At 42.4% G+C, this 14,946-nt stretch carries 17 protein-coding genes; 6 read left to right on the top strand and 11 right to left on the bottom strand.

Annotated features, from left to right (window positions below):
- Positions 1–404: 404 nt before the first annotated feature.
- A complete protein-coding gene (locus tag D1614_RS22655) occupies positions 405–1,358 on the bottom strand; it encodes a calcium/sodium antiporter (protein ID WP_119440284.1) in 954 nt (317 codons plus the stop codon).
- 704 nt (positions 1,359–2,062) lie between these two features.
- Between D1614_RS22655 and D1614_RS22650 the strand changes: the two genes are divergently transcribed.
- From D1614_RS22650 to D1614_RS25705, 6 genes are all read left to right on the top strand, one after another.
- Positions 2,063–3,181 (top strand): DEAD/DEAH box helicase, encoded by a 1,119-nt coding sequence (locus D1614_RS22650; protein WP_119440283.1) that lies wholly within the window; start codon positions 2,063–2,065, stop codon positions 3,179–3,181.
- 208 nt (positions 3,182–3,389) lie between these two features.
- Positions 3,390–3,833 (top strand): cold-shock protein, encoded by a 444-nt coding sequence (locus D1614_RS22645; protein ID WP_119440282.1) that lies wholly within the window; start codon positions 3,390–3,392, stop codon positions 3,831–3,833.
- 123 nt (positions 3,834–3,956) lie between these two features.
- Positions 3,957–4,259: an RNA-binding regulator gene (gene rbp / locus D1614_RS22640; protein WP_119440281.1), complete on the top strand. Its 303-nt coding sequence runs from the start codon at positions 3,957–3,959 to the stop codon at positions 4,257–4,259.
- Positions 4,260–4,277: 18 nt separating this feature from the next.
- Positions 4,278–4,469: a cold-shock protein gene (locus D1614_RS22635; RefSeq protein WP_119440280.1), complete on the top strand. Its 192-nt coding sequence runs from the start codon at positions 4,278–4,280 to the stop codon at positions 4,467–4,469.
- A 138-nt stretch (positions 4,470–4,607) separates the two neighbouring features.
- The gene (locus tag D1614_RS22630) at positions 4,608–5,591 is read left to right on the top strand and encodes a GTP pyrophosphokinase (RefSeq protein ID WP_119440279.1); all 984 of its coding nucleotides are present in this window, start codon (positions 4,608–4,610) and stop codon (positions 5,589–5,591) included.
- A 215-nt stretch (positions 5,592–5,806) separates the two neighbouring features.
- Entirely contained in the window at positions 5,807–5,968 is a 162-nt protein-coding gene (locus D1614_RS25705) for a DUF5670 family protein (protein ID WP_155523347.1), read from the top strand.
- Positions 5,969–6,050: 82 nt separating this feature from the next.
- Here D1614_RS25705 and D1614_RS22625 read toward each other — a convergent pair whose 3' ends face one another.
- From D1614_RS22625 to D1614_RS22580, 10 genes are all read right to left on the bottom strand, one after another.
- The gene (locus tag D1614_RS22625) at positions 6,051–6,467 is read right to left on the bottom strand and encodes a hypothetical protein (RefSeq protein WP_119440278.1); all 417 of its coding nucleotides are present in this window, start codon (positions 6,465–6,467) and stop codon (positions 6,051–6,053) included.
- A gap of 65 nt (positions 6,468–6,532) precedes the next feature.
- Entirely contained in the window at positions 6,533–7,093 is a 561-nt protein-coding gene (locus D1614_RS22620) for a helix-turn-helix domain-containing protein (RefSeq protein ID WP_241558152.1), read from the bottom strand.
- A 77-nt stretch (positions 7,094–7,170) separates the two neighbouring features.
- The gene (locus D1614_RS22615) at positions 7,171–8,274 is read right to left on the bottom strand and encodes a fatty acid desaturase family protein (RefSeq protein WP_119440277.1); all 1,104 of its coding nucleotides are present in this window, start codon (positions 8,272–8,274) and stop codon (positions 7,171–7,173) included.
- 51 nt (positions 8,275–8,325) lie between these two features.
- Entirely contained in the window at positions 8,326–9,825 is a 1,500-nt protein-coding gene (locus tag D1614_RS22610) for a B12-binding domain-containing radical SAM protein (RefSeq protein WP_119440276.1), read from the bottom strand.
- 313 nt (positions 9,826–10,138) lie between these two features.
- The gene (locus D1614_RS22605) at positions 10,139–10,984 is read right to left on the bottom strand and encodes a LytR/AlgR family response regulator transcription factor (protein WP_119440275.1); all 846 of its coding nucleotides are present in this window, start codon (positions 10,982–10,984) and stop codon (positions 10,139–10,141) included.
- 251 nt (positions 10,985–11,235) lie between these two features.
- Entirely contained in the window at positions 11,236–12,267 is a 1,032-nt protein-coding gene (arsB, locus tag D1614_RS22600; RefSeq protein WP_119440274.1) for an ACR3 family arsenite efflux transporter, read from the bottom strand.
- A 5-nt stretch (positions 12,268–12,272) separates the two neighbouring features.
- The gene (locus D1614_RS22595) at positions 12,273–13,076 is read right to left on the bottom strand and encodes an arsenite methyltransferase (protein WP_119440273.1); all 804 of its coding nucleotides are present in this window, start codon (positions 13,074–13,076) and stop codon (positions 12,273–12,275) included.
- Complete coding sequence (locus D1614_RS22590) at positions 13,073–13,501, bottom strand: arsenate reductase ArsC (RefSeq protein WP_119440272.1); 429 nt, start codon at positions 13,499–13,501, stop codon at positions 13,073–13,075. The genes D1614_RS22595 and D1614_RS22590 overlap by 4 nt, the downstream gene beginning before the upstream one ends.
- An 11-nt stretch (positions 13,502–13,512) precedes the next feature.
- Positions 13,513–13,845 (bottom strand): ArsR/SmtB family transcription factor, encoded by a 333-nt coding sequence (locus tag D1614_RS22585; protein ID WP_119440271.1) that lies wholly within the window; start codon positions 13,843–13,845, stop codon positions 13,513–13,515.
- A 326-nt stretch (positions 13,846–14,171) separates the two neighbouring features.
- A complete protein-coding gene (locus D1614_RS22580) occupies positions 14,172–14,945 on the bottom strand; it encodes a pyrroline-5-carboxylate reductase family protein (RefSeq protein WP_119440270.1) in 774 nt (257 codons plus the stop codon).
- Position 14,946 lies beyond the last annotated feature (1 nt).

Raw genomic sequence — 14,946 nt, 5'->3', positions numbered from 1 at the left:
ATAAAAATGCTGCCGAATAAAATGGCATTACAAATGCAAAACAACTTACCCCTCGTTGCAAACGAGGGGTAGAGGCGCAGAGGCGAACGGTTCCCTACTCCGCTTATGCAGATAAACCTACGCTAAGGAAACAGCCGCTAAGCACGTAAAGCAATCGATTTTTTATTCCTGCGCCACAAATAACACACACCCGCCAAGTTGCTATGAAAATCCAACGCATACAGCGTTGTCTCTTTTGCGGGAGCTTTTTTAACCAGCTTTCTGAATTCGTCAAGTACTTTTTATCTCCCGCTGATTGCGCTGATGACCGCAAATTTTATTTTCCCCATTTGAGTGAAATCATTTTCTGCGTACATCTGCGTTTTCTGCGCGCCATTAAACTCCGCTTGCGGAATGAAAGAGTTTTACCCGATTTCCTTTTTGATCAGAAAAACCGTATAGGCAATAAAAAGCACCAGTAACAGGGCGGCTTCCCAGCGGTCGAGTTTTTTTCGCTTGCCGGTAAGCATGGCCACAAAAAGAAAAATGCTTCCGCTGGTCATGATGATCAAATCGGTGTTAAACGAAGGATTGAACGGTATGGGATTGATCAGCAAACTGCCTGCCAGTACCAGGAGTACGTTGAAAATATTGGAGCCGATCACGTTCCCGATCGCAATATCGCTGTTTCTTTTCAGCGCGGCCACAATCGAGGTGGTAAGTTCGGGAAGCGAAGTTCCGGCAGCGACAATGGTTAAACCAATAATTTTTTCGCTAACCCCCAGCAACGAAGCGATTTTCACGGCGTTGTTTACCACCAGCTGTCCGCCGGCAACAAGACCGCCCAGTCCGAGAATTATAAACAGCACAATCTTCCACAAGGCCCGCTCCACCGGCTTTGATGCTTCTGCATTTTCGGCTTTCATTTGCTTGAAAACATAAAACAGAAAGCCTAAAAACAAGGTCAGCAAAATTACCCCGTCGATGCGCGACAAGGCAGGTACCCCCACAAAAAAGTTATTGGCAAGGGCAATCAGCACCAGTAACACAACAATCGACAGCGGAATTTCGCGCCAGGCCGTTGACGACTGCACCGTAATCGGGTACAACAAGCCCGAAATACCCAGGATGATGAATAAATTGAAGTTATTACTTCCAATCACGTTTCCCAGCACAATATCGGACAAGCCTTTGGTGGAAGCCACCAGGTTGACCACCATCTCGGGTGCCGAAGTTCCGAAAGCCACAATCGTTAACCCGATTGCCAGGTCGGAAACCCGGTATTTCTTTGCCAGTGCCGAAGCTCCATCCACCAGCCAGTTGGCACCAAATATAAGTGCCACAAATCCTGCAAGCACCAGCAATAATGAAATCAGCATACGTCGTTATTTTTTACGAATATGTGGAATTTCATTCATTGTACAACTGTAGTACAGAAATTTTCGGACGTTGGTATGCTAAAAGCCTGTTCTGTTAAAAAATTGCTAATGGGTAAAATCCCGCAAGCAAGCAGTCTTTCATTCTCCCGAAAAAGGGCCCTTAGATCGCCCAATGTGAAATTAAGACTACAATATCTGTAAATTATGATTTTATCCGGAATTAATTTCTACCTTTGTCCCCTTGACAATCAGGTTTTTATTGAATCGACATTAGCAATGCTTTGTTTCGCCGCTGGTTAGCGAATCTTCTCATGGTCCAATCGACATCCAAAATCAACTTTCTTGTTTAGATTAACAGGTCGCGAGTGTGCTACGCAATACATCGTGACACACTTTAATATATTATGACAAAATCTTTTTATACTGTTTTAACACCCTCGGGCGCTAAGCCCTTTGATCTGATGTGGTCCACACATTCACCCGAAATCATCCCGGCCAAACACCAAAAAGCAAACGTTTGAACAACAGAGTTCAACACGTAGTAAGGTATTGCCTTTGCACAAAACCGTATACTGCCAGGCGGAATTGTACAAACGCATTTTTAGATAGTATCTTCTGGATTAAATACCTGAAATCGCTGCATTTTTCCCGTATGCTTATTAATTATTAAAAGAAAGCTGTAGATCCGAACAGCGCATTCAATTATGACATTTAAAGAATTAAATATTTCAGAGCCCATATTAAGGGCTCTGGCCAACAAGAACTACGAAACTCCTACTCCGATACAGGAGAAGGCAATTCCGGCCGCACTTAGTGGTAGCGACCTACTGGGCCTGGCTCAAACCGGCACCGGAAAAACGGCCGCCTTTGCCATTCCCATTATTCAGCAATTGAGCGAGTCTTTCCAACACGGACAGAAACGTGAAATAAAAGCACTGATCCTCACTCCCACCCGGGAGCTGGCCATACAAATTGGCGAAAGCTTTTGGGAGTACGGAAAATATACCGAGATGCGCCATGCCGTGATTTTTGGCGGCGTAAAACAGGGGCCGCAGGTTGATAAGCTGCGAAGAGGTGTCGATATTCTGGTTGCCACACCCGGGCGTTTGCTCGACCTCATCCAGCAAAAGCACATTTCGCTTCGCCATATCCGGCACTTTGTGCTCGACGAAGCCGACCGCATGCTCGACATGGGGTTTATACACGACATTAAACGCCTGTTACCCATGCTGCCGCAACAAAAACAAACCCTGTTTTTTTCGGCCACCATGCCGGCGACTATTGCCACGCTTTCGAAATCGATACTGCGCAACCCGGTACGTGTAAAAGTAAACCCGGTTGCCTCAACCGCCGAGATGATCGAGCAACACCTGTACTATGTGGAACGGCCGAAAAAGAACCAACTCCTTGTTTCCATACTCCGAAACGAGCAGAATAACTCGGTGCTGGTTTTTTCGCGTACCAAGCGAGGGGCCGATAAAATTGCCCGCATATTGAATGTAAACGGAATAGATTGCGAAGCCATTCACGGCAATAAATCGCAGGGAGCACGGCAACGGGCGCTTGAGAATTTCAAGTCGAGAAGAACAAGGGTGATTGTGGCCACCGATATTGCGGCAAGGGGCATTGATATTGCCAACCTGGAGACCGTGATCAATTACGACCTGCCGGATGTGGCCGAAACCTATGTACACCGGATTGGGCGTACCGGACGTGCCGGAAAAAGTGGAATTGCCTTGTCGTTTTGTTCGCAGGACGAATATTCGATGGTGCGCGACATCCAAAAACTGACGGGAAAGAAACTGAATACCGTAGTGGCCTAATCAACCACTGTGTATTGGAGAATAACTAAAAATGATGAATATCGGTTAACGATTGCAGATTGACGATTACAAAAAATATGAACAGCGATGCAGCAACGCACATCCTCATTCATTATTCGTTAATCATTATTCGACATTCAAGATTTAGAGCAACTAAAGTAGCTGCAAACTTGAAATAAAATCAGCAATAACATTAAAACAAATATGAATGGGTAGATCATCGATTTCTTTTAATAAAAAAGAATTAGAGAAAAAAAGAGCTCGGAAAAGAAAAGAAAAACAACAGCGAAAAGAAGTACGCAAAGCCAACGGAGGCAGTGGATCACTGGACGATATGATTGCTTATGTGGATGAAAACGGGGTAATCACGGATACCCAGCCCGATCCGATTAAAAAGAAAGTAGATGCCAATAAAATCGCCATTTCCACGCCCAAAAAACAGGAAGAGGAAGACGTGCCGTTAAAAGGGCGTGTAGAGCATTTTAAGAAAGACAAAGGTTACGGTTTTATTAAAGACATGGCCAGTACCGAAAAGTACTTTTTTCATATATCTGATGCTTATCCCAATATCACCGAAGGAAACAAGGTTTCTTTTGAACTGGCCAAAGGAAACAGGGGCTTAAACGCCGTAAAGATTGAGCCAGCTGAGTAGAAATTTTATTCACGATTTAAATAGAAACCAATGAAACAAGCCCGGTAAAAATAATCACAAAAGAGGATGATTATTTGGTGCGGGTTACAGGAGTTTCCGTTTAATAATTAAAAACATATACGAATGAATATTTATGTATCGAATTTAAGTAATAACACAACAGGTGAAAGCTTAAAAGAATTATTTGCAACATACGGAGAGGTTAGTTCTGCAAACGTTATCATGGACAAGTACACCGGAGCATCGCGTGGATTTGGCTTTGTTGAAATGCAGGATGCCGAAGGTAAAGAAGCCATCGAGGCTTTGCATGAAACAGAGTTTGAAGGCAAAACAATTATTGTAAATGTAGCCCGCCCCAGACCCGACAGAAACGATCGTGGCCGGGATAACCGCGGTGGCGGAGGATTTAACAGAAGACGTTATTAATATTTTTAAAATAATATCATGAATAAAGGAACTATAAAGTTTTTTAACGAAGCAAAAGGATTTGGTTTTATTAAAGATTCAAATTCTGAAAAGGAGTATTTTGTCCATTCATCAGGATTGGTTGATTTTGTAAAAGAAGCCGATACAGTAACTTTCGAGTTGCAACAGGGACAAAAAGGAATAAACGCCGTAAATGTTAAACGAGTTTAATTCGTTTCAACAACAGATATCAAATCCCGCTCAATGCGGGATTTTTTCGTCTTTTCAATTTTGGTTGGAAGCTGAAATGACGACAGATTTTTTGCCACTGTTCACGTGGAAATATTGCTTTACCCGTCACCCCAATTTATGTCACATTTCGATTTAAAAATAACTGAATTCAAAAACGATTATGATTCTAATCTTGAATTTTACCATTTGGCATTGGCAGCCTTCACGCAACTCATTGCCCCCCTTCCAAACGTTGAATACGTTACAGGTAGGATTAAAGACTACGAAGAATGCCTGAGCAAGTTTGAACGGAAGTATTTACCAGCGATTCCCTCTTCACGAAACGACTACAGGATAATCGATTTTTTATCCGACTTTGTGGGAATACGCGTTGTTTGTCCCTACCTGAAAGATGTACGTATTATCCGAAAAGAACTAAACAAGTATTTCAAAGAGGTTTCGATTACCGATAAAACGGTTCAGATTGAAAGTACTGATGATAAATTTGGCTATAAAAGTCTGCATCTGGACCTGAAGCTAAACGGGAAATACGCCCAAAAAAACGAATACGCCCGCTACGCAAATATCCAGTTTGAACTTCAAATCAGAACCATTATTCAGGATGCCTGGAGTGTTCTGGACCACAAAATCAAATACAAAAAAAGTATTCCCCAAAGCCTGAAGCGAAGAATCAACCGCTTGTCGGCATTGTTTGAAATTGCTGACGATGAGTTTTTACGGATAAACGATGAAATCAGCATTGAAGAAAAAAGAATAAGCAACCGCTTAAAAAAAGGCTATACAGTTGATAAGAAAATGCCTCTGGATGTTTTTCGGTTTCTATTTGTAGCACTAAAGTATTTTCCCGATTATAATTTTATTGAATTCAAAGTTGATGGCTTCGTCCAGGAAATTCTTGCCAATAAGAATAAATTTACGGAAAGTGAATTAAACGATGCCCTGCGAACTCATCTGTTAACCGTTAAACAAATTGCTGAGATTGAAAAAAAAGAGTTGAACCCGTACACAAAAATCCGTTATTGCCTGTACCTCTTTAACCCTCATCTGTTTTCGAGCATACTGTCTGATTACCAAAAGAACACGCTCTTGCTGACAAAGTAAATCCGGTGCCAATGAATTAAAAAGGCGCCCTAAGCAATTCTTCCGGCCCCGACACTCGGGACAAACTAAAATCATTCATTTTTTTTATTGAGCCAGTACCCGGTAATGTGTGAATGATGTAACTATTGCCCCGAATCGTGTAACACTTTACACCCCGTATTTAAGTACCTTCATAAGGTTATCGGGCACTAAATTATTGCTCAAAATACCATACCATGAAAAACTCGTTATACATTATTGCAGGCCTGTTGGTGCTTCTCTGGGTTATCGCCTATTTAGCTTTTGATTCGTTTCGGTACATCGATATTTTGCTACCGCTGGCAGCATTTATCGTTCTTCTCCGTATTTTTTATGTGAAAAGAGCCATGAAGAAATAAGCCGGTATTATCTGAATCAAGAAGCACGCACTGATCCAGGAATCTTTAGGATCAGCGTTGTAAACAGGTTTTGCCTATGCTTTTATTTTTCACGCTCAACCATGAAAAAAGGAATAAAAAAGTCGAAAGGAGAATCTTTAACGCTCTTCTCTTTTAGCTCGTCAATCAGTTCCTCGTAGAATTCATTAAAGCGCTCCAAATCGTCATAAGCCAACAAAAAAAGCAGTTTCTGAGTGTTGTGAAAATTAAATTCACCAACACTGGTATATATTACCACCAATCTAAAATCACAAACATTGTCGTATTCACGCAGGTAGAAACTAATGAATTTGTTTTTGTTCCCTAGTGGTGTTACCACATAGCGGTAGCTTCTGGAAATACGGTCCCATTCGAAAAAAATAATATAATCCTCAATGGGAAAGTACGGCTGGATAAACCGGTAAAAGATATCTTCCAAATAATATTTCTCTTCCTTGTTCAAATGTCCTCCCTTCGCCATTTTTATTGATTATTACATAAGTTAACCAAAACAATCGAGATCTGCTTCATTTTAATTTGAACCACTCACACATTTTCAAGCCTAATTCGTTCCGGGTTTCTCAATTTCTTAAAACGGGATGGCGTTAGCCCGGTGTATTGTCTGAATTGGTTCGACAAATGGGCAACGCTGCTGTAATGAAGTTTGTACGCAATCTCGGTAAGATTTAGTTCGTTGTAAACGATCAACTCTTTCGCTCTTTCTATTTTGTGTGTGAGGTAAAATTTTTCGATGCTTGTGCCATTTACTTCCGAAAAAAGATTGGATAAATAGGTATAATCGTAGTTCAGTTTTTCACTGAGATAATCGGAAAGATTTACCTTGATCTGTTCTTCCGTGTAATGAACCAAGCTAATAATTACACCTTTTATCTTTTCCACCAAAATGCTCTTCCTGTCGTCGATTAACACAAGCCCTGATTTTTTTAAAGCGAATGCCAAATGAATTAACTGCTCAGGCCGGGCGTTTCCAACAAGCTCGGCTTCCCCGATTTTTACGTACGAATACGAAAGGCCCATCTTCTCTAATTCGTCCCTCACTACCGCCTGGCAGCGAATACAAACCATATTTTTAATATAAAGCTTCACCTTTTTTTATCTCTTTTCGCTCTTCATAAAATTCTTTCGCAAAACTCTTCACTGCACAAAAGATTGCCGTATTTCAATCAGCAAGCCGGGTTCGCAGTCCCTTTACTGCTTCCCAGCAATTTCAACATCCTTATATGTTGCCACACGGCATGAACAAAGCTCTTGTTTACATGGTACGGAAGGTTGAACTCCTTTGCCTTCGCCTGCACAATTTCCGAGATTTTCCGATAATGTATGTGGCTCACGTTCGGGAACAAATGGTGTTCTACCTGAAAATTCAGGCCTCCAACAAACCAGGAAAAAATTTTGCTTTTAGGCGCGAAATCGCAGGTTGTATGCAATTGATGAATCGTCCAGTTATTTTCGATCTGCCCATCTTTATCAGGCATTGGATACTCAGAAGAAGGCACAACATGAGCCGCCTGAAAAATGGTACTTAATACCAAACCTGCAGTAAAATGCATCAGTAAAAATCCGGCAACTATCCAATACCACGAAACCGGGATGGTTAAGAGTGGAATAAGCAGGAATACGCAGTAATAAACAATTTTTGATAGTATTATATGACTAAGCAATTGGTTAACCCTTCGTTTTCCGCTTAGTTTAACCCCCATTTTTTGGTACTTTTTAAAGCGTCTGAAATCTTTGGAAACGATCCACGAAATCGTCATCAAACTATAAAAGAACCAGGCATAGATATGCTGGTAACGATGAATCTTTTTTAAAGGACGGTGAGGCGAAAACCGCAGAATACCCGGAGGGGCGATATCTTCATCGTGTCCTTCAATGTTCGTAAATCCATGATGAAGCGTGTTGTGCTGGTAGCGCCAGTTTGGCGGAAACCCACCCAGCAGATACAATGAATTTCCAAAAAACCGGTTTACCCATTCATGCTTCGAGAATGACCCATGATTGGCATCGTGCATGGTCACCATTCCCAGTCCCGGCATACCCAATCCCATAACAAACCAGCACACCAAAACCGGTATAACAGAAGTCACAAGCCCCGAAACCATCAGAATATAAGGCACCAGGTACAACAGGCCCATAAAAATAGTCTTTAGGTAAATTTTCCGGTTTCCGTAAGGTTGAATGTTGTTTTTGCTAAAATATTCGTTGACTGAATTTCTTAATTCCGTCGTAAAATTGAGCTTATGTCTTGAGTACTTTATGTTTCGCATTTTATTAAAACTTATTTCATTTATTATATTTCAGTAATTTTCATTCGCTAGTCAATTGGGGGCTTTACCTTTTCTTAGTCCGTAAACCGTACGAAAATGATAACCATACACGGAAAAAGTGATTGCCTCGGCTAATAGCTTGGGTTTGTTCAGTACCGTCCAGCCCATGAACTTCCAGTATTCCAGCCTGCCCTCGCTTACCAGTCCCAAAACAAAAATTGATTTGGCAAAGGCTTTAATCCGGTTGTATTCAATACCTTTTTTACCCATTTTCACCGGCTGGTAATTCCGGAACAGTTCCCTGACGCGCTTATAATAAGGCCTTTCTGTATAAATGTTGGCAATAATGTGCCGGTATCCGTCGAGCAGTTTCTGCTTATTCATTTTGGGAACAAAATTCATCGTAAAATCAGTATTACTTCCGGTTGGGTCAACCGTTAAGCGGTTTTCTGCTTCCATTTGTTTATACAGCCTCGTATTCTTGGGGGCGTTAAGTAATCCGACCATGGCCGATACAATACCGCTTTTCTGAATAAACTCGATTTGCCGCTGAAACACGGTAAAAGTATCACTGTCGAACCCTACGATAAATCCCCCCGACACCTGGAGGCCCGCTTTTTGTATTTGCTTCACATTTTCGAGTAAATCCCTGTTTTCATTCTGAATTTTATGACAGCTTTGCAATGACTCTTCCACCGGTGTTTCAATGCCAATAAAAGTGGAGGTAAAACCGGCTTCCCGCATCATTGCCAGCAGCCGGTCGTCATCGGCCAGATTTATCGAAGTTTGTGCGTTAAAGCTAAACGGGTGGCGATGCTGCTTCATCCATCCGATCATCGAAGGAAGCAACTCATTCTTTATCACTTTTTTATTCCCGATAAAATTATCGTCCACCACGGATATAAGCCCGCGCCAATTTAGCTTGTACAACGTTTCCAACTCATCAATGATCTGCTCTTTGCTTTTCATCCGCACTTTGTGCCCAAGCAATGTTGTTATTTCGCAAAAATCGCATGAAAACGGGCATCCCCGCGATACCTGAAGGCTCATGGAAGCATAAGCTTTTCGATTCAGCAGGTAGTAATCCGGTACGGGAGACACTGATAAATCAGCAAATTCATCGCTTCTGTAAATTCTTTTTAAAGGAGCTCCGTTTGCCAGGTCGGATAAAAACAGAGGCAGCGTAATTTCTGCCTCGTTCAATATAAAGTGGTCTATTTGCGGATAATTGTCGTACTCTTGCGTAAACAGGGGACCTCCGGCAATTACTTTCACAGCGTGTTCCCGGCAACGAGCCAAAATATCATCAACCGATTCTTTCTGAACATACATACTGCTCAAAAAAACATAATCAGCCCAAGCCAGCTCTTTGTTTTTCAGCTCTTCAATATTTAAATCAACCAGCTTTTTTTGCCAGCTTTCCGGCAACATCGCCGAAACGGTGATCAAGCCCAAAGGAGGCACGGCTGCCTTTTTGGAAATGAATTTTAACGCATGCTTAAAACTCCAGTAAGTATCGGGGTATTTTGGATATATCATTAATACTTTCATCTGTTTAAATTTTTAATTTTTTACACGGTAACAGATGGAATTCGCATGAGATTTAATCATGTAGTTTGGTGTGAATCCCATTATCATGCTCATTTCATACAATCATTTTTCAAATGAACTGGCTCAATCCAATTCACAGGTTCCTTTTCGATTTTATTTTGCAGCTCTCAGAAAATGAGAAGATAACCCAAATTTACAAAGGGATTTTGCCGGGATAAAATGAAAGGGACTGGCAAAAGTTTTTTTGGGATGGGACTTAATTTGAGAGGACAAGTGTTAAAATACCCGGACGAATGTCATTCGCCCCTGTACCTTACAACAAGTCCTTTACAGCCATTAAATACTGCCGCGAAACCGGAACGGTTTCTTTGATGTCGGTAAGCGTTAACCAATAGGTGTTAAAATTCTTATTTAACTTTTCGATGTGTTGTATGTTGACAATACAAGAGCGGTGTGTGCGCGTAAAAACATGGTATTCCTTCAGTTGATTTTCAATATTCTTCAGGGTGTTCCGGATCAGCTTTTTCTGAAGCTCGCCGCCTTCCTTAAATCCAACTTCCACGTAATTATCAGCTGATTTTGCATATACGATTTCTGCTACCTGAATGATTAAATTGTCACCCTCGTTATCAGAACTCAGTTCAACAGATTTGTTGGCACTGCTTTCGGTGAACTGATTTAGCCGGTCCTGAATCAGCCTGTTTTCGTCCAACAGCTGCTGGTATTTTCCGTTTATCAACTGAAGGGAATTTTTCAAATGTAAGGTAACCGGCACACTCACACTAATTACCACAACCCGTAAAACCAGGTTAAACGTAATGGCAGTATTGCCTACATACCTCAGGTAAAAAACAAAAGCTACGCTGGTTAACGCAAGCAGCAAAAAGTAATAAAGCAAATTCCATATCGGATTGTATTCCTCTTCCGTCTTGTCCTGAAGAAGATACGCCTGAAAGATAATCTGTACGATTACCTGGATAATAAAAACGATTAATCCGTAACCGGAAATGTATAACTGCTTGTTCTCAAACTCAAAATTTGCAGTTGGAAAAGGTTGGAAAAACAGAATAAACAAAAAAACAGAAATACTTACGCCAAGATAAGTTTTGAAATACTTTCCTGATAAAGCAATAAACTGATTTATACAATTGTTTGACATCTGCAGAAAATTTTAGGTCGGAATTAATTTCGGAAGATCAGCTTTATTTGAGGCCCCAATAATCTACTTAAACTAATTCCTATGCTTTATCTCTCTGAAGCACTTATAAAAAACCAGTTTAAATGTACGCAAATAACCGTACGAAGTTCAGGAAAACATCTGCTTTTCACCCAATCACTACTTCCAACCTCTAACCTCTGTGAAAAACCGTATGCTACTCTATTCGGTTTTGAATGGCACTAAAATTCCTTTCAATACCGCCAGCGGTTGGCCAGTTTCACCAGCGAAAGCATTACCGGCACCTCTACCAGCACACCAACAACGGTTACCATCGCAGCAGGCGATTGCAAGCCAAACAACGCAATGGCAACGGCTACCGCCAGTTCAAAGAAATTACTGGCGCCAATCATCGCTGCCGGAGAACAAATGGCATGCGGAAGTTTTAATTTCCGGCCACCCACCCAGGTGATAAAAAAGATAAAGTAGGTTTGAATAACCAGTGGCACAGCCACCAGCAGAATAATCAGCGGCTTTTCGATAATGGTTTTCCCCTGAAAGGCAAACAATAAAACCAGCGTGCTTAGCAAAGCAACAATTGAAACCGGTTTAAAGCGGGGCAGAAACTCTTCCCTGAACCACTCCTCTCCCCTTTTTCGGATCAATACTTTGTGGGTAATAAACCCGGCCACCAAAGGAATAACCACAAACACCACAATGCTGGCTGCCAGCGTATCGTAGGGAATCGTAATATTGGTGATCCCCAGCAACAACCCGACAATGGGAATAAAGGCTACCAAAATAATCAAGTCGTTCACCGAAACCTGCACCAGCGTATAATTCGGATCGCCGTCGGTGAGGTAGCTCCACACAAAAACCATGGCGGTGCAGGGTGCTGCCCCCAGCAAAATGGCCCCGGCAATGTACTCACCAGCCTGCTCGGGCGAAATAAAAGCCGCGTACAACTTTGAAAAAAACAACCAGGCAAAAAAGGCCATAGTAAAAGGTTTGATCAGCCAGTTAACCACCAGCGTCAGAATCAATCCTTTGGGGCGTTTGCCAATGTTCTTCAAACTCGAGAAATCGACCTGCAACATCATGGGGTAAATCATCAGCCAGATTAAAACGGCCACCGGAATGTTTACCTTAAATACTTCCATACTGCTTAAAAACCCGATGCTTTCACCCGCCCAGTGACCAATGCCGATACCTGCGGCAATACACACAGCCACCCACAAAGTCAGGTATTTTTCAAAAAAACCAATGCGTTTTTTCCCTTGATTCATACTTCCTATTTTGTTGCGCTTAGCGTTAAACTGAAGATACCTGCTCCCTTTGTTTTCAATTCGGCGACTTCCTCCACAGAAAGGTATTTATGAAGAACATCGTCCGGAACTGTTATGGCTCTCCTTTTATGAATTTGAAGATCCGCAAAGCCAATGTTTTGGATGATCTGCAAATAATCGGGTTCCTGCGATGCACCGGCCACGCAACCTGCATACATTTCGGCTTCCTGTTTTATCTTTTCCGGCAAATCGCCTGCAAGTACCACATCCGAAATACAGAAATGCCCGCCCGGTTTCAATACGCGGAATATTTCGGAAAAAGCCTGTTGTTTATCGGGAACAAGGTTTAGCACACAGTTGCTGATCACCACATCGAAAGTATTGTCGGACAAGGGCATGTTTTCAATGTCACCCATAACAAATTCCATGTTGGTAAAGCCTGTTTTGGCAAGGTTCGCCTGCGCTTTGTTAACCATTTCCTCCGTAAAATCGAGCCCGGTAACCTTTCCGCTTTCCCCCACAATGCTGCGTGCCACAAAGCAATCGTTTCCGGCTCCTGAGCCTAAATCCAGCACCGAATCTCCCGGGTGGATTCCAGCATATTCAGTCGGTAAGCCGCAACCTAACCCCATATCCGCATCGGGATTATGGCCTTTAACCGAGCTGTATTCGTCGCCGATCATGCTAAACTCCAGCTCACCGCAGCAAGTCGATGGTCCGCAACATCCCGACTGTTTCAGGATAGTACTTTGGGAAGCAATGGTCCCGTACTTTTCCTGCACCATTTTTTTTACATCTTCTGCTTTCATGACAATTGAGGTAAAATTTCTTTTTGATAAAATGCATAAAAACCTTCTTTGATCTCGTCTCTTACGCGGTAGTATTCGCTTTGGATAAACTCGGGCGTTCCAACGGCATGCGACGGATCGTCGAACCCGATGTGCAGGCGGTGTTTTACTTTCCCGATAAACGCCGGGCAACTTTCGTTAGCGCCACCACAAACGGTAATCACGTAATCCCACTCCTGATCGAGGTAGATCTCCACCGAATCAGAACTGTGTCCGCTGATATCAATCCCAATCTCCTTCATCACTTCCACGGCTTTGTGGTTGAGTTTGCCCGAAGCTTCGGTTCCGGCAGAAGCCACTTCCAGCCGGCTATCGAACGATTGCATAAATCCATGTGCCATTTGGCTGCGGCAACTGTTGCCGGTGCATAAAATCAGTATCTTCATTGGTAAATGTTTTAACAGTTGTTATCCGAACAGCAGTCGATTTCTGAAAGAAATCCGCCCAGCATGTCCTTTAGATTGTTTATTTTTTCTGAATTCAAACAGTAATTGGTTTTCACCCCGTCAATTTCGCCTTTGATCAAGCCCGGTTCTTTCAACTCCTTTAAATGTTGATTCACCGTTGTACGGCTTAAAGGAAGAACTTCGCAGATATCGCCCGTCATACAACTCCGCGTTTCGGCCAGAAACTGCAAAATGCGCAAACGGGCCGGATGTGCCAGCGCTTTGAAAAGCATCGCCTTTTCAGCCAGCTCCTTATCGAATAATTCCGTTTTTGATTGTACCATCTTTATCAATTCTATGACGCAAATATACGTCACAAAATCAAATAACGTATAAATACGTCATTAAATTTTTATTACATGCTGAAAAAACACGATTACCTAGTTAAATTATTCAGAAAAAGATTCTTTCACTTCTCCGTCAATTGACGGATTCGTTCAGAATGACAATATGTTGTGCTTTTTAGGGCTTTCGGGAGAAATGGTCTCGCGGCTTTGCTACGAGACCATTTCTCCCAAAAGCAAAAGTCATTCAAATACTTGTCATTCCGAACGCAGAGAGGAATCTCTACGACTTTAAGCAGACGCACAAAGATGAAAACGCGTCACCATTAAGGCTTAATCTTCCCAAACAACCCCAGCAGTTTGGCATTCAGAATATTTTTGATTTCCGGTTCATTTTCGCCGATTGGTTTCACCGGAATCAGGTCCATTACTTCGTTGGCTTGCAAGCCTGACTGATAATATAATTTCCAGGCCTTCTTCAACGTAGTAGAAACGGTCAGCCGGGCTTCCTCTTCGCTTAAACCGGTTTCTTTGGCTATCGCCTCCATTTCCTGCCACTGAAACCAGAAATAGGTAGGCAACATGGCCGAGCTAATGGCATAACTTTCCAGCTTTGCTTCTTCGGTCTCGAAGGTTTTCCCCAGCTTTTTCAATAGTTTCAACAGCTTCTTTTTATCCTGGTCTACAAAACCAGGGGCAAAAGTCACAGGATTGTAGCCTTCGTTGATAAACGATGTGGCGTTGGGGATCATCCGAACCAGTTTTTGAGTTGGTAACACCGCCGCCATTTTTTCGAGGGTAATTTTGGGTGCCAGCGAAATCACTACAGTTGACGCGTTCACCACCTCTTTAATCGCCTGCAAAGTTTCCATCACCACCGGAGGATGTACGGCGATAAATACCAGCTGCTGTGCCGCAACATCCGCCACTGTTTCTGCTTTTTCTATCTCCTGAAAATCAGTACACAAGGCATTTACTGTTTCAGTATTCGGATCAAATACCTTTACATTTCCGGACAACGCGTTTTTGTTGCTGAGGCCCTGCAAAAAGATTCGCGTAATACGGCCTCCACCGATAAAGCCTATTGATTTTTGTTTCATG

Origin of the sequence: Maribellus luteus, assembly GCF_003576475.1 — a bacterium.
Taxonomy (GTDB): Bacteria; Bacteroidota; Bacteroidia; order Bacteroidales; family Prolixibacteraceae; genus Draconibacterium; species Draconibacterium luteum.
The sequence above is the reverse complement of the archived record's forward strand: the minus strand, read 5'-3'. Positions and strand labels throughout refer to the sequence as shown.